26 protein-coding genes and 1 pseudogene are annotated in these 20,939 nt (G+C 58.9%); 14 read left to right on the forward strand and 13 right to left on the reverse strand.

Annotated features, from left to right (window positions below):
- Positions 1–50: 50 nt before the first annotated feature.
- Complete coding sequence (locus ACA069_RS17390) at positions 51–1,382, reverse strand: aminotransferase-like domain-containing protein (protein ID WP_497614578.1); 1,332 nt, start codon at positions 1,380–1,382, stop codon at positions 51–53.
- Between the two features lie 91 nt (positions 1,383–1,473).
- On the opposite strand from ACA069_RS17390, the gene ACA069_RS17395 reads away from it, so the two are divergent.
- Positions 1,474–2,367: a DMT family transporter gene (locus ACA069_RS17395; RefSeq protein WP_497614580.1), complete on the forward strand. Its 894-nt coding sequence runs from the start codon at positions 1,474–1,476 to the stop codon at positions 2,365–2,367.
- 3 nt (positions 2,368–2,370) lie between these two features.
- On the opposite strand, the gene ACA069_RS17400 is transcribed toward ACA069_RS17395, so the two are convergent.
- Positions 2,371–3,186: an AraC family transcriptional regulator gene (locus ACA069_RS17400; RefSeq protein ID WP_497614582.1), complete on the reverse strand. Its 816-nt coding sequence runs from the start codon at positions 3,184–3,186 to the stop codon at positions 2,371–2,373.
- 132 nt (positions 3,187–3,318) lie between these two features.
- Between ACA069_RS17400 and ACA069_RS17405 the strand changes: the two genes are divergently transcribed.
- Entirely contained in the window at positions 3,319–3,831 is a 513-nt protein-coding gene (locus tag ACA069_RS17405; protein WP_497614584.1) for a carboxymuconolactone decarboxylase family protein, read from the forward strand.
- A 139-nt stretch (positions 3,832–3,970) separates the two neighbouring features.
- Here the strand turns inward: ACA069_RS17405 and ACA069_RS17410 are convergent, their stop codons facing one another.
- Positions 3,971–5,416, reverse strand: coding sequence for a SulP family inorganic anion transporter (locus tag ACA069_RS17410; RefSeq protein WP_401267519.1), 1,446 nt, complete (start codon positions 5,414–5,416; stop codon positions 3,971–3,973).
- 159 nt (positions 5,417–5,575) lie between these two features.
- Here ACA069_RS17410 and ACA069_RS17415 point away from each other — a divergent pair, with 159 nt between their 5' ends.
- Together ACA069_RS17415 and ACA069_RS17420 are read left to right on the forward strand one after the other, a co-directional pair.
- A complete protein-coding gene (locus ACA069_RS17415) occupies positions 5,576–5,893 on the forward strand; it encodes a DUF7693 family protein (protein WP_497614586.1) in 318 nt (105 codons plus the stop codon).
- Positions 5,894–5,944: 51 nt separating this feature from the next.
- Entirely contained in the window at positions 5,945–6,490 is a 546-nt protein-coding gene (locus ACA069_RS17420) for a hypothetical protein (RefSeq protein ID WP_401267514.1), read from the forward strand.
- A 41-nt stretch (positions 6,491–6,531) separates the two neighbouring features.
- Here the strand turns inward: ACA069_RS17420 and ACA069_RS17425 are convergent, their stop codons facing one another.
- The 5 genes from ACA069_RS17425 to ggt form a co-directional block, all read right to left on the reverse strand.
- On the reverse strand, positions 6,532–7,167 hold the full coding sequence (locus ACA069_RS17425; protein WP_497614588.1) for a hypothetical protein: 636 nt from the start codon (positions 7,165–7,167) through the stop codon (positions 6,532–6,534).
- Positions 7,168–7,295: 128 nt separating this feature from the next.
- The gene (locus tag ACA069_RS17430; protein ID WP_497614590.1) at positions 7,296–7,754 is read right to left on the reverse strand and encodes a GNAT family N-acetyltransferase; all 459 of its coding nucleotides are present in this window, start codon (positions 7,752–7,754) and stop codon (positions 7,296–7,298) included.
- Between the two features lie 176 nt (positions 7,755–7,930).
- A complete protein-coding gene (locus ACA069_RS17435; protein ID WP_497614592.1) occupies positions 7,931–8,941 on the reverse strand; it encodes a lysozyme inhibitor LprI family protein in 1,011 nt (336 codons plus the stop codon).
- 95 nt (positions 8,942–9,036) lie between these two features.
- Complete coding sequence (locus ACA069_RS17440; RefSeq protein ID WP_489880239.1) at positions 9,037–9,570, reverse strand: cysteine hydrolase family protein; 534 nt, start codon at positions 9,568–9,570, stop codon at positions 9,037–9,039.
- A 66-nt stretch (positions 9,571–9,636) separates the two neighbouring features.
- Complete coding sequence (gene ggt / locus ACA069_RS17445) at positions 9,637–11,364, reverse strand: gamma-glutamyltransferase (RefSeq protein ID WP_497614594.1); 1,728 nt, start codon at positions 11,362–11,364, stop codon at positions 9,637–9,639.
- 151 nt (positions 11,365–11,515) lie between these two features.
- Here ggt and ACA069_RS17450 point away from each other — a divergent pair, with 151 nt between their 5' ends.
- On the forward strand, positions 11,516–12,031 hold the full coding sequence (locus tag ACA069_RS17450; RefSeq protein ID WP_497614596.1) for a methylated-DNA--[protein]-cysteine S-methyltransferase: 516 nt from the start codon (positions 11,516–11,518) through the stop codon (positions 12,029–12,031).
- Positions 12,032–12,050: 19 nt separating this feature from the next.
- On the opposite strand, the gene ACA069_RS17455 is transcribed toward ACA069_RS17450, so the two are convergent.
- The 4 genes and pseudogenes from ACA069_RS17455 to ACA069_RS17470 form a co-directional block, all read right to left on the reverse strand.
- Entirely contained in the window at positions 12,051–12,641 is a 591-nt protein-coding gene (locus ACA069_RS17455; RefSeq protein ID WP_489880241.1) for an NUDIX domain-containing protein, read from the reverse strand.
- A 156-nt stretch (positions 12,642–12,797) separates the two neighbouring features.
- Positions 12,798–13,796 (reverse strand): annotated as a pseudogene (locus tag ACA069_RS17460) (chitinase); the annotation flags it as partial.
- 44 nt (positions 13,797–13,840) lie between these two features.
- Entirely contained in the window at positions 13,841–14,476 is a 636-nt protein-coding gene (locus ACA069_RS17465; protein WP_497614598.1) for a lytic polysaccharide monooxygenase auxiliary activity family 9 protein, read from the reverse strand.
- A gap of 222 nt (positions 14,477–14,698) precedes the next feature.
- Entirely contained in the window at positions 14,699–15,136 is a 438-nt protein-coding gene (locus ACA069_RS17470) for a hemerythrin domain-containing protein (protein ID WP_187678448.1), read from the reverse strand.
- Between the two features lie 149 nt (positions 15,137–15,285).
- Here ACA069_RS17470 and ACA069_RS17475 point away from each other — a divergent pair, with 149 nt between their 5' ends.
- A complete protein-coding gene (locus ACA069_RS17475; RefSeq protein WP_497614599.1) occupies positions 15,286–15,711 on the forward strand; it encodes a GNAT family N-acetyltransferase in 426 nt (141 codons plus the stop codon).
- A gap of 101 nt (positions 15,712–15,812) precedes the next feature.
- On the opposite strand, the gene ACA069_RS17480 is transcribed toward ACA069_RS17475, so the two are convergent.
- Positions 15,813–16,163 carry a hypothetical protein gene (locus ACA069_RS17480; RefSeq protein WP_187678450.1) on the reverse strand — a complete coding sequence of 117 codons (351 nt, stop codon included), beginning with the start codon at positions 16,161–16,163 and terminating at the stop codon, positions 15,813–15,815.
- Between the two features lie 134 nt (positions 16,164–16,297).
- On the opposite strand from ACA069_RS17480, the gene ACA069_RS17485 reads away from it, so the two are divergent.
- From ACA069_RS17485 to ACA069_RS17520, 8 genes are all read left to right on the forward strand, one after another.
- Positions 16,298–16,627 carry a DUF6388 family protein gene (locus tag ACA069_RS17485; RefSeq protein ID WP_187678451.1) on the forward strand — a complete coding sequence of 110 codons (330 nt, stop codon included), beginning with the start codon at positions 16,298–16,300 and terminating at the stop codon, positions 16,625–16,627.
- Positions 16,628–16,652: 25 nt separating this feature from the next.
- Complete coding sequence (locus ACA069_RS17490; RefSeq protein ID WP_497614601.1) at positions 16,653–17,357, forward strand: YoaK family protein; 705 nt, start codon at positions 16,653–16,655, stop codon at positions 17,355–17,357.
- A 98-nt stretch (positions 17,358–17,455) separates the two neighbouring features.
- The gene (tusD, locus tag ACA069_RS17495) at positions 17,456–17,848 is read left to right on the forward strand and encodes a sulfurtransferase complex subunit TusD (protein ID WP_489880246.1); all 393 of its coding nucleotides are present in this window, start codon (positions 17,456–17,458) and stop codon (positions 17,846–17,848) included.
- Position 17,849: 1 nt separating this feature from the next.
- Positions 17,850–18,206, forward strand: coding sequence for a sulfurtransferase complex subunit TusC (tusC, locus tag ACA069_RS17500; RefSeq protein ID WP_187678454.1), 357 nt, complete (start codon positions 17,850–17,852; stop codon positions 18,204–18,206).
- Positions 18,206–18,499, forward strand: coding sequence for a sulfurtransferase complex subunit TusB (tusB, locus tag ACA069_RS17505; RefSeq protein WP_497614603.1), 294 nt, complete (start codon positions 18,206–18,208; stop codon positions 18,497–18,499). Before tusC ends, tusB begins: the two co-directional genes overlap by 1 nt.
- The gene (locus ACA069_RS17510) at positions 18,496–18,831 is read left to right on the forward strand and encodes a TusE/DsrC/DsvC family sulfur relay protein (RefSeq protein ID WP_497614605.1); all 336 of its coding nucleotides are present in this window, start codon (positions 18,496–18,498) and stop codon (positions 18,829–18,831) included. Before tusB ends, ACA069_RS17510 begins: the two co-directional genes overlap by 4 nt.
- Positions 18,828–19,829 (forward strand): glycosyl transferase family protein, encoded by a 1,002-nt coding sequence (locus tag ACA069_RS17515; RefSeq protein WP_497614607.1) that lies wholly within the window; start codon positions 18,828–18,830, stop codon positions 19,827–19,829. Before ACA069_RS17510 ends, ACA069_RS17515 begins: the two co-directional genes overlap by 4 nt.
- A 91-nt stretch (positions 19,830–19,920) precedes the next feature.
- Positions 19,921–20,922 carry a glutathione S-transferase family protein gene (locus ACA069_RS17520; RefSeq protein WP_497614609.1) on the forward strand — a complete coding sequence of 334 codons (1,002 nt, stop codon included), beginning with the start codon at positions 19,921–19,923 and terminating at the stop codon, positions 20,920–20,922.
- Positions 20,923–20,939 lie beyond the last annotated feature (17 nt).

Genomic DNA, 20,939 nt, shown 5'->3' on the forward strand with positions numbered 1-20,939 from the left:
AGGGTTCCGGAACGGCAGGAATCGGGCGGCGCAAGAGTAGCACTTTGTTTTTACAGGTAAGCGCCGACAACCTTTCTGACGGTGATCAAGGCCTGGCGCAATACCTCCATGTCCACCGACCCCAGCGCCAGCCGAATCGCATGCGGTACGTGCGTCGCCACCGAAAACGGTTCGGCGGTGGTGACTGAAATCTGTTGCTGCATCAACTCCACGACAATCTGATCGGCGCGTACGTCTTCCGGCAGCGGCAGCCACAAAAAGTACGAGGACGGGTGAGTGATGCAGGGCAATCCGTGGAGCAATTCGGCGGCCATTGTCTGACGGGCTCGCGCATCATTACGTTTTTGCTCCTCAAGCTGAGTGACGGTGCCATCATCGAGCCAACCGCAAGCAATCGCCGTCATTATTCCGGGAGTGTTCCAGGTGGTGGCGCGGATGATGCGCTCCAGCGCAGGCACCATGGGCGCAGGCGCCGCGATGAAACCGACGCGCAGACCAGTGGCGATATTCTTGGAAAGTCCCGACACGTAAACCGTGCGCTCCGGCGCCAGGTCGACCAACGTTCGCGGTGGGTTTTCCACCAGAAAGGCGTAGGCCGCATCCTCGATAATCGTCAGATCATGCCGACGGGCAATCGAGACCAGTTGCTCGCGCTGCTCAAGAGGCATGACCCAGCCCAGCGGATTGTGCAGAGTCGGCATGCTGTACACGGCGCGCACCGAGCGGCTGCAGCAGAGTTTGTCCAACGCCGCCAGATCAGGCCCTTGCTCGTTGATCGGGATCGCCACCACTTCCAGATGCAGCGCTTCGGCCAGCACTTTGAACCCGGAATAGGTCAGCGCATCCGCCGCAATCACATCACCCGGTTTGAGCAGCGCCATCAACGCAACCGCCAGCCCTTGCTGGGCGCCGTTGACGATGAGCACTTGCTCGGCCTCGACGCTAACGCCGCGGCTCAGCAAATGACGCGCGACCGAAGCGCGTTCATGCTGGCGGCCGGCGTGGGGCTGATAACGCAGCAGCGATTCCAGGTCCCCGGACAACGCCAATTGCCGCAACGCCGTACGCAATAGATCAGCCTGACCGGGCAATGACGGGTAGTTGAAATTGAGATCGATCATGCCGACCGCCACGTCCTTCTGATCAATGCCCTGCCCTGGCGACAACGAGGTTTCCCGCACAAACGTGCCGCGCCCGGTTTCGCCGCTGACCAGGCCCATCGCCTCCAGCTCGGCGTACACCCGCGAGGCGGTGACCAGCGCCAGCCCTTCCCTTGCTGCCAGTTCTCGATGAGTCGGCAGTCGCGTGCCGGGGGCCAGGCGTCCAGAGCGAATGCCCGCCGCATAGGCATCAACGAGGGTCTTATAGCGGGAGCGAGGCATGTCGGTATGTATCCATGACAATTTTTTGATTGTGCTGATTTTCGGCCGCAGGATGGCGGCAACGCAACCCCACCTTTGAGCGTGACCTCGTATGGAACGGACATCAAACCTGACAAACCCGGCTCTCGAAAAAACCAGCGGCTGGATCAACGGCTTTATCGGTGTGGTGATCTTCAGCGGCTCGCTGCCGGCCACGCGCTTGGCGGTGCTGGAGTTCGACCCGGTGTTTCTCACCGTTGCGCGCGCGGCCATCGCTGGGGTGTTGGCAGTGATTCTGTTAGGGCTGTTTCGTGAGCGGCGTCCGGCGCGCGGCCAGTGGCTGTCGTTGTTCATCGTCGCGATGGGTGTGGTGCTGGGTTTTCCATTGCTGACGGCGTTGGCGCTGCAACACGTGACGTCGGCACATTCGATTGTGTTTGTAGGATTGCTGCCACTGGCGACGGCGATTTTTGGCGTGTTGCGTGGCGGTGAACGTCCGCGAGCGGTGTTCTGGTTTTTTTCGGTGCTGGGTAGCGCTTTGGTGGTTGGGTTCGCCTTGTCGCAGGGGCTGACCGCTTCGCCCACCGGCGACTTGCTGATGCTCGCGGCGATTGTGGCCTGCGGCCTCGGTTATGCCGAAGGCGCAAAACTGTCGCGCACTCTTGGTGGCTGGCAGGTGATCTGCTGGGCGCTGGTGTTGTCGCTGCCGCTGATGGCGCTGCTCAGCCTGTGGCTGGCGCCCGCCTCGTTCAGCCACATCAGCCTGTCGGCATGGCTGTGCCTGGCTTATGTGTCGCTGTTCAGCATGCTCATCGGGTTTGTGTTCTGGTATCGCGGGCTGGCGCAGGGCGGGATCGCGGCGGTTGGGCAACTGCAGTTGCTGCAACCGTTTTTCGGCCTGGCACTGGCGGCGACGTTGCTGCATGAACAGGTCAGCGTCGGCATGCTCGCGGTAACGCTGGGGGTAATTCTGTGTGTGGCGGGAGCGAAGAAATTCGCCAAATAAAACTCAGGCTCCTGCCTTCCACTCCCGAGGACTGAGCCCGGTCTTGCGCCGAAATGCCCGGGCCAGCGCCGAAGGGCTTTCGTAACCGACTTCTTCGGCGATCAGCGCAATCGGCTTGCCCTCGCGCAGGCGTTTTTGCGCGAGGCTGACCCGCCAGCTCAGCAGATAATCCGCCGGGGGCTGGCCGACGACGCGACGAAACTGTTCGGCAAATCCGGCACGTGAAAGGTTGGCCACTGTCGCCAGATCGGCCACGCTCCACGCTTTCGCCGGTTGTTCATGCATCAGATTCAAGGCGCGAGACAGGCGTGGATCGGCCAGCCCGGCCATCATTCCCGGTTGTTGATCACGACGGCTGATGAGGTGACGCAACAGCAGAATCACCAGCAATTCGAACAGCCGATCCATCACCGCCACGCGCCCGCAATGACCTTCGAAAGCTTCCTTGAACAGCCATTCCAGCGTGCTGTTCAATTCCGGGATTTCGCTGAGTTTGAGCACCAGATAATCCGGCAGCGCCGCCGCCAGAGCATTGCCCGAACCGCCATCAAACGTCAGCGATGCGCAGACCAGTTTCGTCTTCATGGCCTCATCGGCCACCATGCGATGGGCAAAGGGTCTGGGGAAGAAAATCAGTGCGGGCTCATCAAGTCGGATCTCGCGCTGATTGCCCGGCTTGAGCAGCAACTCGCCAGCTTGCAACAGATGCACATGACCATTCTGCTCGCCCTCATGAACGCTGACGCCGCAAAAGTCGCCGCTGTGAAAAGTGCCTGCATGTACAGCGAAATGGCTGAGCAAGGTGGAAAGGCGATCCATGGGCGACTCCCGAGCGAATATCTGGACGATCTGTCGCATATCCTCGACGATCCGCAGCCAAAGCACCAGACGCGCTGATTAACATCAACTCCATCGCCGGCGCACTTCGCGCCCGTCTTTCGGAGAATCACCATGAGCCGCATCAACGCTATCAGCCTCGAATCCGCCACCGACGCCACCCGCCCAGCGCTGGAAGGCGTGAAGAAGAAAATCGGCTTCCTGCCGAACGTGTTCAGCACACTGGCCAAGGCACCGGTCGCCCTTGAAACCTACCTGCAAGCCTCGACGATACTCGGCAAAACGTCGCTGAGCGCCAAGGAGAAAGAAGCGGTTTACCTCGCCACGTCGCAGGTCAACGGTTGCGATTATTGCCTGTCGGCCCACACGTTCTTCGCAAGCAAGGCCGGGCTGTCAGCGCAGGACATCGTCGCGGCACGTGAGGGCGAACTCAACGCCTACGCCGCCCTTGCCCAGCAAATCACCCAAAGCCGCGGCCACTTGAGCGACGAGCAGATCGCCGCCGCCCGTGCTGCCGGGATCGATGACACGAAGATTATTGAGGTGATAGCGCTGGTGGCGGTGCAGTCGCTGACCAACTACCTGAACAACGCGGCGCTGACCGATATCGACTTTCCGGCGATTTGAAACCTGGCCACACACAAAACCAATGTGGGAGCTGGCTTGCCAGCGATAGCGGAGGTCAATCGACATCGATGTCGACTGATCCAACCTCATCGCTGGCAAGCCAGCTCCCACAGGAATTAGGTTGCTACTGCAAAGGCGTTTAATCGTGATCAACGCCCGCGCGTTTTAACAACTTCTTGCAACGTTCCGACAGATGAAACACCTGCAAATGCTTGCCAGCCTTCTCATAGCGTTCACGCAAGGTTTTCAGCGCGGCAATCGCCGAATAATCGACAAAGCTCAGATGCCGGCAATCCAACGTCACCCGCGCCGGGTCATTGGCCGGGTCGAACCGGTTGAGAAACGGCGTGGTCGAGGCGAAGAACAACGTGCCGTGCAGGCGATAGAGCTTGCTGCCGTCGGCTTCCAGATGCTCATCGGCATACAGTTCACGCGCCTGTTGCCAGGCAAAATTCAACGCAGCGATGATGATCCCGCACAGCACAGCGGTGGCCAGATCGGTGAACACGGTGATGGTGGTCACAGCGATGATCACCAGCACATCGTTGAGCGGCACTTTGTTCACCACGCGCAACGAGGCCCAGGCGAAGGTCTGTTGCGACACTACAAACATCACACCCACCAGCGCCGCCAGCGGAATCCGCTCGATCAGCGGTGACAGAAACAGGATGAACAGCAGAATCAGCACGCCAGCCACCACGCCGGACAGACGCCCGCGCCCGCCGGAACTCAGGTTGATCACGGTCTGGCCGATCATTGCGCAACCGCCCATGCCGCCGAATGCGCCGCAGACCATGTTTGCCGCGCCGAGCGCCACGCACTCGCGATCAGGGTAGCCACGGGTTTCGGTGATTTCGTCGGTGAGGTTGAGGGTCAGCAGGGTTTCCAGCAGACCGACCAGCGCCATCAGAATCGCGTAAGGCGCGATGATGCCGAGGGTTTCCAACGTCCACGGAATGTCCGGCAAGGCGAAAGTCGGCAAGCCGCCGGCAATGTGCGCCATGTCGCCAAGGGTGCGGGTCGGCAGGCCGAACAGGTAGACCAGCAGACCCACGCCAAGAATCGCCACCAGTGCCGGCGGCACCGCGCGGGTCAGGCGCGGCAGGATGTAGACGATGGCCATGGTCAGCAGCACCAGCCCGGTCATCAGGTACAGCGGCGTGCCGCTGAGCCAGTCTTCACCGTTCTTGAAATGCTCCAGTTGCGCCAGCGCAATAATAATCGCCAGACCGTTGACGAACCCGAGCATCACCGGGTGCGGCACCATGCGCACCAGTTTGCCCAGACGCAACAACCCGAACGCCATCATGATCAAACCGCCCAGCAACACGGTCGCCAGCAGGTATTGCACACCGTGTTGCACCACCAGCGCGACGATCACCACCGCCATCGAACCCGCCGCACCGGAGACCATCCCAGGCCGGCCACCGAACAGCGCGGTCAGCGTACAAATGATGAAGGCGCCGTACAGGCCCATCAGCGGATTGAGGTGGGCCACCAGCGCAAACGCAATGCATTCGGGCAACAGGGCAAACGAGGTGGTGAGTCCGGCCAGGACATCGGCGCGCAGACGAATCGGTTTCATGGTGTACCTGACTGAGCGGCCGAAGAGTGTGGCCGCAATGTTTTGCGGAAAAAGAGGGCTGCGGATGTTACGGAATTGTCCGGGATCGGGCCAGTGATCGCTGACACCGATCGACTCGCGCATTATGCTGGCGCGCTCCTGCACTCATCGAGTTCGAACATGTCTTCATTGCTGACCGCCCGTGAGGTTTGCCAGCGTTTGCGCGAGGCTGCACTGGGCGTGCTCGCATTCAAACGTTGCGAGACATCCACCGAGCCCGGGCTGGTCGCAGTGGATATCGAAGGCTGGCATCTACTGCTGGATTTTGAGGGTGAACGGTTGCATCACTGTGAATACGCCCGCAGCCCCGATGGCCATGAGGGTGCGCTTGAGACGTGGCAGCGTTATGGCACCGATCCGGTGAGTTTGCTGAGCACTTGGGAATTGACGCAGATGGAGAGGTTATTGGCGGGGATAATAAAGACGGTTGATCAATGATGGCACTCTGCCCATAATTCGCCCCCCTCTATTCCCACGCAAGGAACTGCCGTGAAGAAGTCGCTGTTGTTGATCCCGATGTTGGCGCTGTTGCTGCAAGGCTGTGGCATGACCATGACCCGCTACGAGCCGAGCTTTGAGAACGTCCAGAAGCTAAAGCAAACTCCGCCACTGCATGCGATCAGCAATCCTCAGGTCACCGCCGAATTCGGTGAAGGTTCGCTGGTGGTACGTGCCAACCCTGTCCGTTCGCCGTCCGGCAGTATCCCGGCGCACATTCAGGACGCGATAACCGAAGAATTGCGCAAGGCCGGCCTGCTCGATCCGCAAGCCCAGCGTCAGCTGAAAGTGCTGGTGGTGAAGAATGAACTCACCGCTGGAATGGGCACGGGTACCGGCAAGCTGGCGGCGCGTTTCACCCTACTTAATGGCAACGATGTCGTGTACGACGCGACCAAGGATGTCAGCAGCCAGTGGAGCAGCAGCTTCTTCGGTTTCATTGCGATCCCCAACGCGGTCAACGCTTACAACCCGATGTTGCGCGATCTGCTGAAGGATCTGTACAGCGACCCGCAGTTCATCCAGGCATTGAAGTAACAGACAAAAAAAGAGCCGCAATCGCGGCTCTTTTTTTGGCTTCAGGCCCGTGGAGTAAGGCTTTCGAGTGCCGAGTACTTCAGGTTTTTGTTATCAACCATTTGTTTGAGCAGCGCATTGACCTGACGGGTGAACGTGTCATTCACCGCCTCTTTTGGTGTGTTGGCCATCAGCGGGATAAACCAGATGCCGATCCAGGTACCGACCGCGTCGTGATTGCTTGCGGTGGGCAGGGCCTGCCCTTGTCCATCCACGCTTTCCAGGCTCAGGGTGTACTGATCGGTGCCATAGGCCGGGATCACCCCCATGCTGAAACCACTGATGAACGCCAACACCATGGAGCCGGCGTTCGGCGGATGGTTGTACATCTTCAGGCGCAGGCTGTAATCGCCCGGCTGCTTCTGGAATTCATCCAGGGTGACACGGCCGAACAGGCCGGAATCAGCGAGTATTTTTTGTAGCTGTGGCTTCAGTTGATCGCGCGCTTGCGGTACTTCCACAGCGGAAGCACTTTTCGGCTCGCCCTGATAGAAGTCGAAATCGACATAGACGTTTGGCTTGTTGGCGTAGTTGGCCATCGAAGGCAATGTCACCGGCGCCACTTCGTCTTTGGTGAAACTGGCACAACCGCCCAGCGCGAGCACCAGGCCCAGCGCCAGAATTTTCCCGAATTGCATGATGTCCGTCCCTATATGAACAATGCCAAATGATGGCAATGAGCCTTCATGTCGAAAGCCGGGCGGATTCTAGAGACAGTGACCGTCTGGGGAAAGACCGAATTCGGGAAAATGACAAAAATATTTGCTCAGCCCTGCCGTAAATCGAGGAGATAGGTGTAGTAACCCGTATCTCGCACATACCCCAGTGACTCGTACAAACCTTGTGCGGTGAAGTTATCCGTTGCTGTTTCCAGCACCAGACTTTTCGCGCCTGTCTCCACGGCGAAATCGCGTGCAGTGTTCATCAGCAATCTGCCAACACCATGTCCACGGGCGGCCGGCACAGTGAACAGATCGCTGAGCAGCCAGGTGCGGTGAGCGTCGATGGACGAAAAGGTCGGGTACAACTGGACGAAACCCAACGCCTCGCTGCTCTCATCCTGAGCAAGAAAAATCGCTGATTCGTTGCCGGCCATGCGCTCGGCAATGAACGCTCGCGATTGCTCAAGGTTCGACGGTTGTTCATAGAAACCGCGATAGGCGTCGAACAGTTTTGCCACCGCGTCCAGATGCGTGGCATTGGCTCTTGATACATGAATAGTCATTTCAACACCCTGCTTTCACATCGATGCTCGAACCAGCATAGCGCTGCCCGTCGAATATGCCCCGGTGGATCCTGAGCATTTGATGCTTTCGCCTGATCGGCAAACCGCACCTAGACCACCACCGGCGGGTAGATGGGAGAGATTAGTGGGGGTTTGTTTGTGATTTGTGTCGCAGTTCAGGGCATGAAGTCCACGGGGAGTTCGAGCTGGTTTTTCATGCGCTCATTCCAGGCTTGCAATGCGTCAGGTAGACCATTTTTCCATTGCCGCACGTTGGTGTAATAGCGCAGGCGCGCATGGCCTGTATTGTAAGTCACCAACAATACCCAGAAGCGCGCGTCGCTTGCCCGCATCACGACGCCAGTGCCGCCCAGACCACGCATCCACATCTCCGCGACCTCGCTACCTGGCACGTCGGTTGAAGGCTCGCCCGTCATCAAAGAACCGGACACTTCCACCAGCCTCTGATAATCGTCTTTGAGCAGTGTGTGCAGTGCCTGGTTTTCCTCTGGCGTTCGTGCCAGGCCAAGGCTGAGCATGTCGTAATCCAGTGCCAACGGTTGCTGCGAAGCAATAAAACGGCCGGTGTAATACACGCCCATACCACCTCCGCAATCGCCACCCGAACTCACGTTCGAGATATCGAGCACGCCATTGATGGGCGTGAAACTCAGCCTGCACTCGCCTTCTTCATATAGGGCTTCACTGCCATTGAGTGTGGCGACTCCATCCAGATCACCGGAGTTGGCTCCTTCACCCGCCGTGATGTCGAAGTTGATGTGCGTGGCATCAATACGTTTAGTCATCACCGTGGCCGATGTCGAAGAACTTGGCGGAATCAGTTGCCAAGTCGCATTCCAACTGAAGGGCTGAGTGGCGTGTTCGAGCTCGGACAGACGCATCAAATACTCCCGGCGTAGACAGGCAGCCGAGTCACCACAGGCGTTGCGACTTTTCAGCCACTGCCGTTGATCTGTCTTTAGGGCTTTGGGATCGGGGACTTTGGCCAGGGTCGAGCGCCAACGCTCTGCGAGTTTCTCGTCAAGGACTGAAATATCCGGATTGCCACAGATGGCTTTTTCAGTCTTGCTGATGGCACTGGCGCAATCAAAACTGCTGGCGTGGGTAACGGAGGTAAACGCGAGGACGGTCAGCGCCAGGGCATGACGGTGAGTGAAAGCGAGCATCGAGAGATTCCATTCTTCAGGCGACGGGCAGTATGCCAGTGCTGCTGCCGGAAATCCTCGGTGCACACAAAACGCGACCCCTGTAGGATTTGTGATCAGAACACGATATCGGCGGCAGGTTTTACATCGATCCGCGCCACGGAACCGGTCAGGTGTGCCAGATCCTTGTTGTGTTCGGCAATGATGTCTTCGGCGCTCATGTTGCCGTTGTCGACGGTGGAATGTGCATCTGACACGAGCACCACGTCGTAGCCCAGTTGATGGGCCTGGCGCACGGTAGCGTTGACGCAATAGTCGGTTTGCAGGCCGCAGATCACCAGTTTTTCAAAGTCTTCGCTCGGCAGCAGTTTGCGCAGGTCGGTCTGGTAGAACGAGTCCGGGGTGGTTTTGCGTACGCGAAGATCTTTGGCGGACGTCTCAAGCCCTTCGGCCAGTTGCCAGCCTTCAGCGCCGTGGGCCAGCGGGCTGTCCTTTTCCTCATGCTGAATCAGAACCACCGGAACCCCGGCCTTTCGGGCGCGGGTGCTGAGGTCGTTGATGGTGCCGATCACGCGCTGGATGTCGTGGCACTGGTATTCGCCCGAGCAAAGTGCGCGTTGGACGTCGATGATCAGTAATGCGGTGGTCATGGTGGGCCTTCCTTGATCGATCCTTGAGACAGGGGCGGACGTGCGCCCGCCCCCTTTTTACGCCTCTCAGTAACCCAATGACAACCCGGTGTTGCGCCGTGGATCGTTGGCACCGTAGAAGCGGTTTTTGCCTACCGGCTTACCCTCCAGTGATGGCGCACCGACCAGAATCGCGGCGATATGGTTGGCGTCCTGCGGGCCGGCAAACTTGTGGCCCCAGCTCTCGAGGAGCTTCTTCGTGTCCGGGCTGGCGGCGAAGTCTTCGAGATTGGTTTCTTCCGGCATCCACTGCTGGTGAAAACGCGGCGCATCCACCGCTTCCTGCAAGCCCATGCCGTAGTCGATGACGTTGAGCATGGTCAGCAAGGTGGCCGTGATAATCCGGCTGCCACCCGGCGTGCCGACCACCATCACCACTTTGCCGTCCTTGGTGACGATGGTCGGACTCATCGACGACAGCGGCGCCTTGCCCGGCGCGATGGCGTTGGCTTCGCCCTGCACCAGACCGTACATGTTCGGCACGCCAACTTTCGAAGTGAAGTCATCCATTTCGTCGTTGAGAATCACCCCGGTCTTGCTCGCCATCACACCCGCACCGAACCAGTCGTTGAGCGTGTAGGTAACCGAGACCGCGTTGCCCCACTTGTCGACAATCGAATAATGGGTGGTGTTGCTGCCTTCATGGGGCGCAACGCCGGGTTTCAGTTCAGCGGAGACGCCAGCCTTTTGCGGCTGGATGGCGTTACGCAGTTTGGTCGCGTAGTTCTTGTCCAGCAGGTGCTCGATCGGGTTCTTCACGAAGTCCGGGTCGCCGAGGTAACTGTTGCGATCAACGTAGCCGTGGCGCATCGCTTCGATCTGGTAGTGCATGCCCTGGGCCGAATGGAAGCCCAGATCCTTCATCGGATAGCCTTCAAGAATGTTCATGATCTGGCAGATCACCACCCCGCCGGAGCTTGGTGGTGGCGCCGAAACGACATGGTAGCCACGGTAATCGCACTCCACCGGAGCCAGTTCGCGGGTCTTGTATTTGTCGAGGTCGGCCTGGGTGATGATGCCCTTGTTGGCCTGACTGGAGGTGACGATGGCATCGGCGACCCAGCCTTTATAGAAACCGTCGGCGCCCTTTTCGGAAATGGTCCGCAGGGTTTTGCCGAGATCTTTCTGCACCAGTTTTTGCCCGACCTGCATCGGCTCGCCGTTGCTGAGGAAGATCGAACCGGAATCGCGCATGTCCTTCTTGAACACGTCCGTGGCGTACTCCAGCAACTCCACGTCACCCTGCTGCAACTCGAATCCGTCTTCAGCCAGTTTGATCGCCGGGGCGATCATCTCCTTGCGCTGCTTGGTGCCGTACTTGCTAAGCGCCAGCTCCATGCCGGACACAGTGCCCGGCACGCCGACCGCCAAGTGGCCACGGGTACTCAGATCCGGAATGACGTTGCCATCCTTGTCGAGGTACATGTTGGCGGTCGCGGCCAGAGGGGCCTTTTCGCGGAAATCCAGGAAAGTCTTGCGCCCGTCCGCCAGTTGAATGGTCATGAAGCCGCCGCCACCCAGGTTGCCCGCTGCGGGATAGACCACCGCCAGCGCATAACCCACCGCGACCGCCGCGTCGACGGCGTTACCACCGCTTTTCAACACATCGACACCGACATGAGTGGCCAGATGTTGCGCGGTGACCACCATGCCGTTTTCTGCGGCAACCGGCGCCACCGAGGCGGCGTGAGCCATAAGGCAGCTGAGTGCCAGTGAGGTCGCTATCAGCGATTTGGCCAAAGGTTCGTACTTCATGAGTCGATCTCTTTTTTGTTTTCAGGGTCTGTGCAAAACAGAGGCGAACGCTTCAAAAGCAACAAGCAGTATGGTCGGGTTTGCGGTTTGCGCCTCCCCGGTCAGGCAGTATGCTGGGCGCTGTTGCCGTGCTGATCCGGAGTTCTTCCCCATGCCCTACACGTTCATCACCCTGCCCTCGCCGGTCGGCGAGTTGAAGCTGGTCGCGAACGATTCACGACTGGCGGCCATCCTCTGGGAAAACGATAAACCCGACCGGGTGCGCCTTGGGCCGATGAGTGAAGCGCCGGACAATCCGATCCTGCTGAAAACCGCGCGGCAACTTGAAGAATATTTTGCCGGGACGCGAGATCGCTTCGACCTGGAGCTGGATTTTGCCGGCACGGATTTTCAGAAAAAGGTCTGGGCGGCGCTGCTGACGATACCGTTCGGCGAGACTCGCACGTATAGCCAGATCGCTCTGCAGATCGGCAATCCAAGTGCCGTGCGGGCGGTGGGCGCGGCAAATGGGCGGAACCCGATCTCAATCGTTGCGCCGTGTCATCGGGTGATTGGCGCATCGGGGAAATTGACCGGGTTTGCCGGGGGGCTTGAGGCTAAAGAGCGATTGTTGACGTTGGAAGGTGGTGACTGGTCAGAGGTTGGCAAAACTGGTGAGCTATTTTAAAGATCAAAAGATCGCAGCCTTATCGATCGAACAGGTTATTCATCGCCGCATACTGCAACAGCATGATGGTCTTGGCGTCGCAGATCTCGCCGCGCAGGAAGGCCGCCAAGGCTTCATCGAATGACCACTCCAACACTTCCAGCTCTTCGGTCTCTTCTTCCAGACCGCCGCCTTCGCTGACCTTCGACGCCGCGTCGTACTCGGCAATAAAGAAGTGCAGCTTCTCGGTGACCGAACCGGGGCTCATATAGGCCTCGAAGACTTTCTTCACGTCATGCACGCGATAGCCGGTTTCCTCTTCGGCTTCGTCGCGAATGCGCTGCTCGGGCGCCGCCCCCTCCAACAACCCCGCCGCCACTTCGATCAGCAGACCGTCATGACCATTGACGAACACCGGCAAGCGGAACTGACGGGTCAGCACCACAGAGCGCTTCTCGCGATTGAAAAGCAGAATCGCCGCGCCATTGCCGCGGTCATACACTTCGCGCGTCTGGCGCTGCCACTCGCCGTTATTGCGGTGGTAGTCAAAAGTGATTTTCTTCAAGAGATACCAGTCGTGGGACAACACCTGAGTCTCGATGATATTGACCCGTTCGGCTGTGTTAGCCATGACGCCTCATCCTTTTGTCATCAGAAAGCGTTCATAGTCGATTAATCGAACCGACAAAAAAAGCCCGGCAGCGCTACCGGGCTTTTTTATTCACAACTAACGGGCGACGTGCAGCACCGTTTCATCCACCTCTTGTGCGCTTGCCTGCACTCCGGTGATCAGCGGCCCATAACGCCGACTGAACTCCCAGTTGTATGGCACACGATCCTTGCTGACGCCGTTGTCCCAGTTCACCGACCATGTCATCAGGCCCTTGATCGGGTGTCCTTTGATCGCCAACCGTTTGAGCACATTGCCTACAACGGTCTTGTCGATCACATAACCGGTAGCAGCCGCGTCGACGTTGGCGGGCAAACCAATGACGAACTTGTCCGCCGCGATCTTCGTGAAACCACGCGTGCCGGTCACCAGACTTTCCGTCAGGTAATAGAGGAAATCCTCTTTCAGCTCATCGTTGTTCTGCGCGATCCACGCGCCGGCACCATTGTTGGCCTCCGGCACCCAGACCCCGTCGCCACCCTGGTTGTAGAACTGCGGGGCGATGAAGTCGTAGTAGCCTTCCAGTGCCTGCAAGTAACCGACGTACTTGCCGCTGCTGGTGAGGTACGGAAACTCCGGGGCCATGCTGATGATGAAGTGCTTGCCCTGGCCCGCGTAGTGATCCTTGACCAGTTTCAGCGCAGCCGGCAGGACGGTCTTGTTGGCAGCGAAATCAATCGCGCTCTGTTCAAGATCGATGTCCAGGCCGTCGAAGCCGTAGGTTTCCACCAGACGGATGATTTCATTGGCCAGTGGTTGTTCCTGGCCGCTGTGCAACTCGATGTGCGCATCCGCGCCACCCAGGGAAATCAACACCGCCCGCCCCTGACTGTTGAGCACGCCGACCTGACGGCGGAACTCGGCATCGGTCACGTTGAACGGCTTAAAGGTCGGAATCCCGCTGCCCTTCATGAAGGCCACGGCGACCACGTTGTACTCCTTGGGCACCTCTTCCAGCGCGATGTTGGCAAAGCGGCCTTGGCGATATCCGTCGCTCGGTCCCGCCGGCCAGTTGTGCCAGAAGCCCATGAGGATCTTTTTGTCGGCAATGCTCGGCATCAATGACGCCGCATCGCTCGCCGCGTTTTGCATTAAAGAGAAGTCGATATTTGACATGTTCTAATCCTTCAGAACGTGTGGGTTTTGACGACGCTGCGTCGTTATTTGAAGTCGACGTCGAAGGCCTGATAGAACGCGTTGCCGGTGTTGGCGACGATCCACATCAAGACGATAACGTGATGACCTTGCTTGTTCGCCGGAAGTTTCACCGAGTGATTGACCTTGGCCTTCAGCTCCGCTGAATGGCTGTAGTAAGGCACCTGAGTGTAGAAGTCCTCGAAGAACGGCTGCGCTTCCAGTTGCGCACGGGTGATGCGTTGTTTCGGGTCCCAGCCATCCTTGGTGATCAGCCAGCGATAGCCGCGGGTGGTGTGCGGCGCGGTGTATTCCCATTTGACTTCGAGGGTCTGACCCGGGGTGACATTGAGCAGCGGCCAGGTGAACGAACGACCGAGCTTTTGGCTCATCTCCTCATTGGTGAAGTTCACGCAATCACGCGGATCGGTTTTGCCGCCACTGAGAATGTAGCCGTCGGCCGGCGGCGCGACACTGGCAGAGTCGGATTCGTAGGGCGCTGGAAACGGCCCGGCCACCAGCGCCGGGAAATTCTTGCCGCCTTCCATTTCGTTGACCTGCCAGGCACCGAGCAATCCTTGCTCAATAGCGACCGCACCACGACTCGCCGGGGAGGTGACGCGACCGTGTCGCAGTTGGGTTTGTGCTTGTGGTTGATTCATGTTTTTCACTCCGTTGATTTAAGAACTCTCCTTTCCGAGGAGAGGCCTTCAAGCTAACGGAGGTGATTTTTTTGTCCATCGGCGGTTTTGTCGCAGATCTGTCCGACACAATCAGTAAAACAGCGAAAACACTGGATATAAACACAGTATATTGTGGCGAATCGCACTCGACGCATAGCCAAAGGCGTACACGTCGAAGTTACGAAATCCCGCATGGGTGACTCACGGTAACTGCGCCTGAAACTCCTTTTCGTACTGTCCGGCGAGCTGTTCTTTCTGGTTTTCGTCGAGTAACTTGCCGGCCATCTGGAAGAATTTGTGCTCCTCTTCCTTGAGGTGGTGATGAACCTTGTCCGAGAGCTTTTTCGCAGTTGCCAGCCATGCCGGGCTGGACATCTCGGTCTCGTCGAGCTCTTCCATCATTTCGTCCATTTCGTGATGTTCGGAAATGGCATGTCGGCTGAGGTCGACACCGTCGTCGAACTTCATCAGCGGGATATAGAAGTGGCGCTCTTCGGCGGTTTCGTGGGCTTTCAGCTCGGCTTTGAGCTGCTTGTAGGCCTCGACGCGCTCCGGCGTATCGCCACTGGTTTCGATCAGGGCTTTGGCGTAGGTGCGCTGGCGGTCGTGGCTTTCGCGAAGGGCTTCAAAAATGTTCATGGGGTGTCCTCATCAACCGCGTGCTGGAATGACGCTGTTAAGGCTAGACCGCAGCGCGTGAACGGCGGTTCCACCAGCGTTGCTTCAGGGCTTGGAACACGACCACCGGGCAGGATAATCTGGCGCCTCAGACCACAAGGAAGTCATCCATGAACTTGCGTATCGAGTTATCGCAGAACCCCAACGAAGAACAACGCAACGCCATTCTGGCGCCACTGCGTGCCCACAACGCAGCCAAAGCAGGCCCCTCGACATTGGAGCCGATTGCCCTTTTGGTTCGCGACGAGCACGACGCGATCCTCGGCGGCCTGTACGGCCACACGTTCTATCGGTGGTTGTTCATTGAGTTGTTGGCGGTACCAGAGCAGGGGCGCGGTCAGGGCATCGGCTCGAAATTGATGCAGATGGCCGAAGAGTTTGCGCGCAAGAAAGATTGCGTCGGGATTTGGCTCGACACCTTCTCTTTTCAGGCGCCTGAGTTTTACCGGAAAGTCGGCTATAGCGAGTGTGGCGAGATTTTGGATTATCCGCTGGGGCACAAGCGGCATTTTTTCCAGAAGCGCTTGATTGATTGAATTTGATAGCCCCTTCCCGAGCAGCCTCGCTCCCACATTTGAAATGCATTCCAATGTGGGAGCGAGCTTGCACGCGAAGGGGCACTCGCCTCAATACATGATCAGAGACAGGTCGCCAACGCCGCCAACCGGCGCTTGGCCACGAAATCGTCCTTCTGCGCGTAGTAACTCAATGCCGTGCCCGACGCCTCCGTGCTGACATCGACAAACGATTCTGCCGAACGCGTGTAGACCGTCGAACCGGACTTTTTGCCCGGTTGCAGATAAGCCCCGGCGTCCACTCCGAACACCGCTTCGTCCTGCCAGGCAAATTGCACACACTGGGCGACGACTTTCTCGGGCTTGTTCGAGGTCAGGGTTTTGTAGGGCGTTTTAGTGCGAGCATCGTCCATCATCGAACCCGCGCAACCGGCCAGCACCGTCGCGGCCAGCGCCACCATCAGAATTCGCATTGCATTCGCTCATTCAGAAAAAAGCGGACTGTATCACCGCAGCAGCCCGAATCGTTCTGCTTTACTGCATTTATAGCGCGACACGCGCGAGCCGCTGCGGCAACCTAAGGTCATCAGCCTCACAAGGAAAACACATGGCGCCTACCGAGCAGCGACATGAACACGCCCTGAAACTGTTTCTCGACGCACGCCCCGAACTGCGCGAAACCCTCGACCATCTCAATCCGCTGTTGGCTCAGGCCAAGGGTGAAACCCAGGCACAGTATCGCGAAGAACGCCTGCATGAAGCGTTCGAGGCCGAGGCGGAAAGCCTAGGGTTGTTTGCTTGGGAACTGACCTTGCAACTGACGGCAGCAACGCCTGATGAATATCAGGCCCAGCGTCTGAACGTTCATCGCGAGGTGGCGGAAATGGCCGGCATGGACTGGCTGGAGTATTGCGACTTGTATGGAATAAAACCTTAACCGCCGCTCAAGGAAACAATCGACGATGCTGCCTTCCGCCTCGACTCACCGCGCCAGTCCCGGCCATCTGCATTCGAAAAAATGGCGTGGGCGCGTGGGACTGGCGCTGGTGGCCAGCCTTTCGGTGCTGGCGGGGATGACGGACGCCATCGGTTTCATGGCCAGCGGCGACTTCGTCTCGTTCATGAGCGGCAACACCACGAGGCTGGCGGTGGCGATCAGTAACGGCGATCTTGGGCTGACCGTGCGCCTGGTGATTCTCGTCGCAACCTTTATTGTCGGGAATGCCTTGGGCGTTCTCGTCGCGCGTCTCGGCGGACGACGGGCGCTGCCGCTTCTCCTGTGTATCGCCACCCTGCTCTGCGCGGCGGCAGCCTGGCCGTATGACTCGCAACTGCCGGCACTGCTGGCGGCGATCATTGCGATGGGCATGCTCAACGCGTCGGTCGAGGAAGTGAATGGTCTGCCGGTCGGGCTGACGTATGTCACTGGCGCACTGTCGCGGTTCGGCCGAGGACTGGGCCGCTGGATGCTCGGCGAGCGGCGCAGTGGCTGGCGCGTGCAACTGGTGCCGTGGAGCGGGATGTTCGTCGGCGCCATTCTGGGCGCAGTGCTGGAGCATCATCTGGGACTGAAGGCGATGTTTGTCAGCGGTTTGCTGGCGGCATTGATCGGGCTGCTCTCGCTTAAAATCCCCCGACGCTGGCAGTTGGGTTACATGCCGCGCTGACCGATGTCTGCCTCCCCGTGGGCGGGTACGCAACTTGGGTTTCGCGACCGCCTCGATAAAGCTTTATCATGGCCGCAGTTTTGCTGACCGAGTCCGTCATGAAGTTCGCCATCGCACTGTTTTCCGCCGCCCATGCGCCCTCCTCGCGCCGTGCCCTGCTGTTTGCGCAGGCTGCACTGGCCGGTGGGCATGAGATTGTCCGGCTGTTTTTCTATCAGGATGGCGTCTACAACGCCTCTGACGCGGTGGTTACTCCGCAGGACGAACTGGATCTGCCCAAGCAATGGCGGACCTTCATCAACGAACAGCAACTGGATGGCGTGGTGTGCATCGCCGCCGCTCTGCGCAGGGGCGTGCTGAATGGCGAAGAAGCCAAGCGCTATCAGCGTGACGCCGTGTCCGTCAGCGCGCCGTGGGAGTTGTCCGGCCTCGGCCAGTTACATGACGCGGTGCAAGACGCTGACCGCCTGATCTGTTTCGGAGGCGCGTGACATGGCCAAATCCCTGTTGATCATCAGTCGCCAATCGCCATGGTCCGGCCCCGGTGCCCGCGAAGCGCTGGACATCGTGCTGGCCGGCGGTGCCTTCGATCTGCCGATCGGTCTGCTGTTTCTCGATGACGGCGTGCTGCAACTGGCCGCCGGGCAAAAGGCCAAGGCCCTGCAACAGAAAGACCTGAGCGCCAACCTGCAAGCGCTGCCAATGTTCGGCGTTGAAGAGCTGTTTTATTGCATCGACAGCGCCACCAGCCGTGGCCTGAACACGCTGTCGCTGGACGAAGCACAACCGCTCGCCGCCGAGCAAATCACCGCCCTTATTGACCGTTACGACCAGGTGATCACCCTCTGATGTCGACTTTGCATGTGTTGTCTCATTCCCCGTTCGGCGACGATCGCCTGACCAGTTGCCTGCGAGTGATCGGCCATGCCGACGCTTTGCTGCTATCCGGCGACGCCGTATATGCCCTGCAACCGGGCACCGCGCCGTTCACCGCGCTGCAAACTCGGCGGGTGAAACTGTACGTGCTGGCCGAAGATGCAGAGGCCCGCGCTGTACTGGTTCCAGACTGGGCAGAAACCATCGACTACCCGGCCTTCGTCGAACTGTCGATCCAACACGACAAGGTCAACAGCTGGCTATGAATTGCATGACCGTCGGCGCCCGCGCCATCGAACTGGACAAGGACGGCTTCCTCGTCGACCTCAGCGACTGGTCACACGACGTCGCCAGTGCCCTGGCCGCCGCCGAAGATATCGAGTTGACCCCCGAACACTGGGAGGTGCTCGAACTGCTGCGCAGTTTCTACGATGAGTTCCAACTGTCCCCGGCCACTCGACCGCTGATCAAATACACCGCGCTGAAACTCGGCCCGGACAAAGGCAACAGCCTGCACCTGAACCGACTGTTCAAAGGCACCCCTGCCAAACTCGCCGCGAAACTGGCGGGCCTGCCCAAACCGACGAATTGCTTATGACCGATTTCCCAGCGCTGACCCTCGAAACACCTGCCGAGCACCCGTTCGCTCAATTCGTCCGGATCCTCGGCAAAGGCAAGCGCGGCGCCCGCGATCTGACTCGCGAAGAAGCCCGGCAAGCCATGGGCATGGTGCTGGACGACGAAGTCGAAGACACCCAACTCGGCGCCTTTCTGATGTTGCTGCGGCATAAAGAAGAAAGCGCCGAAGAGATGGCCGGTTTCACCGAAGCCCTGCGCGAACGTTTGCAGGCGCCAGCCTTGAACGTCGATCTGGACTGGCCGACCTATGCCGGCAAGAAGCGCCATCTGCCGTGGTATCTGCTGGCGGCCAAGTGTCTGTCGCAAAACGGTGTGCGCATCTTCATGCACGGCGGCGGCGCACACACCGCCGGGCGCTTGTATACCGAACAGCTGTTGGCCGAGCTTAATATCCCGCTGTGCCGTAACTGGCAGCAGGTCGGCACGGCGCTGGACAACGGTGGCCTGGCATTCATGCCGCTGATCGACTGGGCGCCACAACTGCAAAAGATGATCGACCTGCGCAATACCATGGGCCTGCGCTCGCCGATCCACTCGCTGGCGCGGATTCTCAATCCACTGGGCGCGCGTTGCGGGTTGCAAAGCATCTTCCACCCCGGCTATCAGGCCGTACACCGCGATGCCAGCGGTTTGCTCGGCGACACGGCGATTGTGGTCAAGGGTGACGGCGGTGAAATCGAGATCAACCCCGATGCCGACAGCCATCTTTACGGCACCAGCGGCGGCGAGAGTTGGGACGAGGAATGGCCGCAGTTGTCGGCACAGCGCCACGTCAAACCGGCCTCGCTGGACGTCGAGCACTTGAAAGCCGTTTGGCGCGGCGACGTGGTCGACAGCTACCCGCAAATGGCGCTGATTTCGACCATGGCCCTGGCGCTGCGCGGTCTCGGCCAGAGCCGCGAGCAGGCTTTCGAAACCGCCGAACAATACTGGGTCGCGCGGAATAAATCGATTTAACCGATCATTCGCGCCCGATCTTTGCGCTTTTTGTTCGAACTCATCGGAATAGACTCGACTCCAACGATTATTGGTTTCAGGAGTCTTGAACATGGGTTTGTTAGTCGATGGCCACTGGCAGGACAAGTGGTACGAAAGCAGCAAGGACGGTGCGTTCCAGCGCGAACAGGCGCAACGCCGCAACTGGGTCACCGCTGACGGCCAACCTGGCTCTAGCGGTGAAGGCGGTTTTACCGCCGAAGCCGGGCGCTATCACCTCTACGTTTCGCTTGCCTGTCCGTGGGCGCATCGCACGCTGATCCTGCGCAAACTCAAAGGCCTGGAAAGTCTGATCGACGTTTCCGTGGTCAGTTGGTTGATGCTGGAAAACGGCTGGACCTTCGACAAGGCTCTCGGCTCGACCGGCGACAAGCTCGATCACTTCGACTTCATGCACCAGCGCTACACCGCCGACACGCCCGACTACACCGGCCGCGTCACCGTCCCGGTGCTGTGGGACAAAAAGCTCAAGCGCATTGTCAGCAACGAATCGGCGGAGATCATCCGCATGTTCAACAGCGCGTTTGATGATCTGACTGGCAATGATCTGGACTTCTATCCTGCTCCGCTGCGTGGTGAGATTGATGCGCTGAACGAGCGAATCTATCCAGCCGTAAACAACGGCGTCTATCGCGCCGGGTTCGCCACGTCACAACAAGCGTATGAGGAAGCGTTCGATGAGGTGTTTGCCGAGCTGGATCATCTGGAGCGGATGCTGGGTGCCAACCGTTATCTGAGTGGTGAATACCTGACTGAAGCGGATATTCGCCTTTTCACCACGATTATTCGCTTCGACGCGGTGTATCACGGGCACTTCAAGTGCAACCTGCGGCGCATTGCCGATTATCCGAACTTGTCGAACTGGCTGCGTGAGTTGTATCAGTGGCCGGGGATTGCCGAGACGGTGGATTTCCAGCACATCAAAAATCACTACTACGGCAGCCACAAGACCATCAATCCGACGGGGGTTGTGCCGAAGGGGCCGGAGCAGGATTTCACTGTGGCTCATGATCGGGCGCGGCTGGGCGGCAAAGGAGTTTGGCAGAGGAGTTAACAGCTAAAAGCAAAAGA

This window comes from Pseudomonas sp. LBUM1652, from assembly GCF_059716105.1.

Excerpts from the sequence above, each read along its gene's own strand:
- ACA069_RS17430 (WP_497614590.1), bottom strand. The coding sequence starts at position 7,754 with ATGACTATTCATGTATCAAGAGCCAATGCCACGCATCTGGACGCGGTG.
- ACA069_RS17465 (WP_497614598.1), bottom strand. The coding sequence starts at position 14,476 with ATGAATCAACCACAAGCACAAACCCAACTGCGACACGGTCGCGTCACC.
- ACA069_RS17480 (WP_187678450.1), bottom strand. The coding sequence starts at position 16,163 with ATGCGAATTCTGATGGTGGCGCTGGCCGCGACGGTGCTGGCCGGTTGC.
- ACA069_RS17390 (WP_497614578.1), bottom strand. The coding sequence starts at position 1,382 with ATGCCTCGCTCCCGCTATAAGACCCTCGTTGATGCCTATGCGGCGGGC.
- ACA069_RS17490 (WP_497614601.1), top strand. The coding sequence starts at position 16,653 with ATGCTGCCTTCCGCCTCGACTCACCGCGCCAGTCCCGGCCATCTGCAT.
- ACA069_RS17485 (WP_187678451.1), top strand. The coding sequence starts at position 16,298 with ATGGCGCCTACCGAGCAGCGACATGAACACGCCCTGAAACTGTTTCTC.
- ACA069_RS17425 (WP_497614588.1), bottom strand. The coding sequence starts at position 7,167 with ATGCAATTCGGGAAAATTCTGGCGCTGGGCCTGGTGCTCGCGCTGGGC.
- tusC (WP_187678454.1), top strand. The coding sequence starts at position 17,850 with ATGGCCAAATCCCTGTTGATCATCAGTCGCCAATCGCCATGGTCCGGC.
- ACA069_RS17510 (WP_497614605.1), top strand. The coding sequence starts at position 18,496 with ATGAATTGCATGACCGTCGGCGCCCGCGCCATCGAACTGGACAAGGAC.
- ACA069_RS17410 (WP_401267519.1), bottom strand. The coding sequence starts at position 5,416 with ATGAAACCGATTCGTCTGCGCGCCGATGTCCTGGCCGGACTCACCACC.
- ACA069_RS17470 (WP_187678448.1), bottom strand. The coding sequence starts at position 15,136 with ATGAACATTTTTGAAGCCCTTCGCGAAAGCCACGACCGCCAGCGCACC.
- tusB (WP_497614603.1), top strand. The coding sequence starts at position 18,206 with ATGTCGACTTTGCATGTGTTGTCTCATTCCCCGTTCGGCGACGATCGC.
- ACA069_RS17515 (WP_497614607.1), top strand. The coding sequence starts at position 18,828 with ATGACCGATTTCCCAGCGCTGACCCTCGAAACACCTGCCGAGCACCCG.
- ACA069_RS17450 (WP_497614596.1), top strand. The coding sequence starts at position 11,516 with ATGCCCTACACGTTCATCACCCTGCCCTCGCCGGTCGGCGAGTTGAAG.
- ACA069_RS17415 (WP_497614586.1), top strand. The coding sequence starts at position 5,576 with ATGTCTTCATTGCTGACCGCCCGTGAGGTTTGCCAGCGTTTGCGCGAG.
- ACA069_RS17435 (WP_497614592.1), bottom strand. The coding sequence starts at position 8,941 with ATGCTCGCTTTCACTCACCGTCATGCCCTGGCGCTGACCGTCCTCGCG.
- ACA069_RS17405 (WP_497614584.1), top strand. The coding sequence starts at position 3,319 with ATGAGCCGCATCAACGCTATCAGCCTCGAATCCGCCACCGACGCCACC.
- ACA069_RS17440 (WP_489880239.1), bottom strand. The coding sequence starts at position 9,570 with ATGACCACCGCATTACTGATCATCGACGTCCAACGCGCACTTTGCTCG.
- ACA069_RS17520 (WP_497614609.1), top strand. The coding sequence starts at position 19,921 with ATGGGTTTGTTAGTCGATGGCCACTGGCAGGACAAGTGGTACGAAAGC.
- tusD (WP_489880246.1), top strand. The coding sequence starts at position 17,456 with ATGAAGTTCGCCATCGCACTGTTTTCCGCCGCCCATGCGCCCTCCTCG.
- ACA069_RS17395 (WP_497614580.1), top strand. The coding sequence starts at position 1,474 with ATGGAACGGACATCAAACCTGACAAACCCGGCTCTCGAAAAAACCAGC.
- ggt (WP_497614594.1), bottom strand. The coding sequence starts at position 11,364 with ATGAAGTACGAACCTTTGGCCAAATCGCTGATAGCGACCTCACTGGCA.
- ACA069_RS17475 (WP_497614599.1), top strand. The coding sequence starts at position 15,286 with ATGAACTTGCGTATCGAGTTATCGCAGAACCCCAACGAAGAACAACGC.
- ACA069_RS17400 (WP_497614582.1), bottom strand. The coding sequence starts at position 3,186 with ATGGATCGCCTTTCCACCTTGCTCAGCCATTTCGCTGTACATGCAGGC.
- ACA069_RS17455 (WP_489880241.1), bottom strand. The coding sequence starts at position 12,641 with ATGGCTAACACAGCCGAACGGGTCAATATCATCGAGACTCAGGTGTTG.